Below are 2,943 nucleotides of genomic sequence, written 5' to 3'. Positions count from 1 at the left end.
GTTTTTCTTGATAATTCTTTTTTCCTTGCATTCCATGAAATTAAGGCTTTTTTGTAACTTGTGCAACAGACACAATGGCTATAAGTAATTGCTTATTCTCGCCTACTTCTGAAAATCCTCGTGGATTTTCAGCTTGGTGTGTACTTGCAAAGTTAAGTGCTAAACCACGCAACTACTCATAGCCGAGACCGTTGTAAACAAGCTGAAAAACGAAGACTATGATACATTTAATTTGGTCAATAATAAACGGAATAATAGTTATTTACTTTCTTTATCTGATTGTTGGATTTATCGCAAGAGGAAAGAAAATTTTTAAACCACAATTTAAAGTTGTCTCAATTTTCATAATGGTAATCGGAATTGTTCAAATAATTTCAGCTTCTGGTTCTGAGAAAAATTCAAACCGAATTTCAATAACTGAAGATTATAATAGAAAAAGCAACTCAGCAATAAAACAAGTAAAATTGGAAAACAATTGGACTTTTGACATTAATATGCTTGTAAAATACTCGATTGAAGAAAACCAATATATCCCAATAGAAAGTAACAGCTTTTTGACTGGACTTGTGAGTGGTTACAATTGGGAATTTAATTCGATTGACACAAATAACTTGAATCCGAATGGAAAGGCTGAATTTATAGCTAACGGAATTTTAAAGTGGAATCTTTTTGGAATCACAGTATATAGTGAATCTAAAACATTTAATGGAACAATTGAATAAAAGCCAGTTTACAACAATGTATAACCGCAATTACGGCGGATTCGACTACGTCCGAATCCACTCGGAATTGCTAACGTTCGTGCTAAACCGAAAAGTAAAACATATAAACCCGTAACTGACGGTTATACGTAACCGTTACCACACATTTTGACCCGTCCTGAATAAAGGCTACATAATTCTAAACATTATGTACAAAAATGACAAAGTAATCAGACGGTATTCCGAATCTTTTAAACTCAAAATTTTAGACGAACTTACCGCAGGAAAATTAAACAAGTATCAACTAGGGAAAGCTTATGGTATTGCACCTTCTACCATTAATGAATGGATTAAGAAGTACAACCGGAAAGACCTAATGAACACCAGAGTAACCGTGAAAACTAAAGATGAGATTACACGTATTAAACAACTTCAAAAAGAGATTGAACAGCTCAAAAAGCTCTTATTGAAAAAAGATATGGATGCTTTAATTGATGATTCATACCTTGAGGTTGCAGCAGAACAGTTAGGATATAAATCTGTTCTGGAGCTAAAAAAAAAGCTAAGTATCAAGCCCTGATCAAGGCCAGAGAAAAATCAAAGGGATTTGCTTCTCTAACTACTATATCTGCTTGTTTCGGACTCAAACGTGATGCTTACTATAAGTACAAACGTAGAGAAGATAAACGTTTTGAGATAGAGAAAAAAGTTATTGCCATAGTCAAGAACAGACGCAGATCCCTTCCTAGAGAAGGTGTTAGAAAACTTACCAGATCACTGGATGAAGAGTTTACAAATGCCCATTTAAAAATAGGAAGAGACACCTTGTTCAACATTCTTAGAAAACATAATATGCTTACACTTAGAAAAAAATACAGTTCCAGAACCACTAACTCATTGCACAGATTCTACAAATACAAGAATATCATCAAAGATGTTGAAGTTACTAGACCTAACCAGGTTTGGGTAAGTGACATTACCTACATCAGAACCATTAAAGGATTTTGTTATTTGGCGCTCATTACAGATATGCACAGTCGTAAAATCGTTGGATACGACATTAGCAACAGCCTGGAACTTAAAGGCTGTGTGAGAGCTTTAAACAAAGCTCTGTATAAAGCTAAAAATGTTAAACAGCTTATACATCATTCAGATAGAGGCATACAGTATTACAGTAATGTTTACACTCAAATTTTAAAGAAAAACAACATCGGTATTAGTATGACAGAAGAAAATCATTGTTACGAAAACGCAGTGGCAGAGCGTATAAATGGCATCTTAAAAGACGAGTTCTATCTCGACCAGACATTTGATAGCCTGCAACACGCAAAGAGAGCAACAAAAAATGCAATTAATCTATACAATGAAATAAGATTACATTTATCTTTAGACTATAAAACACCAAATATGGTATATAAATTAACAGCTTAATTCAATTTTAACCTGTAGCCATATTTCAGGACAAGACATTTGAGAAATGAGCGACAATACAATGACAGAAGGCGTAGCTAAAGATATTATTTTAGAATATGCTGTTGAACATTTTGGAGAACCAATAACCGTGCATAAAATCCATAAAGAATTATTTAAACATAACTCTTTAGAGGAAATTAAGTTTCTTTTTGAAAAAATGAGCAATAAGGTAGACAAAGTTGCAGAAATAGAAATTAGCGAATACAATTCTGTTATTACTGCGAATGAAATAACTAAAAAATTTCTTGAACAAGGTGGTTTTACAGAAACAGAAAAGAAAGCAATTGAACTCAAAAAAAGAGAATTGCATAAAGATGAAGTTGAGTTTGAAAAATCCATTATTGATTTAAGACTTAAAAAATGGCAAGTAAAAACTTTTTGGCCAATATTTATTTTTGCTATCATTGGTTCTGGTTTTGGAGTTTATAATTTCATAAATAGTTTAACGCCTTCAAAAAATACAGAGAAATTAGAACTGCGAATTGAGAAAATGGAATCGGAATTAAAAAAATTGCAAACTTCCATTTCAGACAAAAAAAATCTTGATTCTTTGCAATCGACCAAGGTTTTGACTGATAAAAAAACCATAGAATGATTAATAAATAAATAGCAATAAATAAAGCGGAACTAAATAATATTAAATTTGATTTCGACATAATATTTGATTTAAAAAAATAATAAAAACGTGTGGTAACAAAGAACTGAGGTAAAATCCAACTCTTTTCTACATTAAATTTGAGACATAATTAGTCTGTTCTAAAATCTATGT

Annotated in this window: 4 protein-coding genes; all 4 read left to right on the top strand. The window is 31.9% G+C overall.

The genetic code is table 11. From position 1 onward, the window contains the following. The first annotated feature begins 218 nt into the window (after nt 1–218). Nucleotides 219–722, top strand: a complete 504-nt coding sequence (locus FT986_RS06225; RefSeq protein ID WP_147864342.1) for a hypothetical protein — start codon at nt 219–221, stop codon at nt 720–722. A 187-nt stretch (nt 723–909) separates the two neighbouring features. Further along, nucleotides 910–1,281, top strand: a complete 372-nt coding sequence (locus FT986_RS06220; RefSeq protein WP_147864341.1) for a transposase — start codon at nt 910–912, stop codon at nt 1,279–1,281. Then, a complete protein-coding gene (locus tag FT986_RS06215; RefSeq protein WP_147864340.1) occupies nt 1,239–2,132 on the top strand; it encodes an IS3 family transposase in 894 nt (297 codons plus the stop codon). The genes FT986_RS06220 and FT986_RS06215 overlap by 43 nt, the downstream gene beginning before the upstream one ends. Before the next feature lie 46 nt (nt 2,133–2,178). Beyond that, nucleotides 2,179–2,769: a hypothetical protein gene (locus FT986_RS06210; protein WP_147864339.1), complete on the top strand. Its 591-nt coding sequence runs from the start codon at nt 2,179–2,181 to the stop codon at nt 2,767–2,769. Nucleotides 2,770–2,943 lie beyond the last annotated feature (174 nt).

It is taken from the genome of Mesonia sp. K4-1 (genome assembly GCF_008017825.1).
Taxonomy (GTDB): domain Bacteria; phylum Bacteroidota; class Bacteroidia; order Flavobacteriales; family Flavobacteriaceae; genus Mesonia.
Note: the sequence above shows the minus strand (reverse complement) of the source record. Positions and strands in the feature narration are given on the sequence as shown.

Excerpts from the sequence above, each read along its gene's own strand:
- FT986_RS06225 (WP_147864342.1), top strand. The coding sequence starts at position 219 with ATGATACATTTAATTTGGTCAATAATAAACGGAATAATAGTTATTTAC.
- FT986_RS06220 (WP_147864341.1), top strand. The coding sequence starts at position 910 with ATGTACAAAAATGACAAAGTAATCAGACGGTATTCCGAATCTTTTAAA.
- FT986_RS06210 (WP_147864339.1), top strand. The coding sequence starts at position 2,179 with ATGAGCGACAATACAATGACAGAAGGCGTAGCTAAAGATATTATTTTA.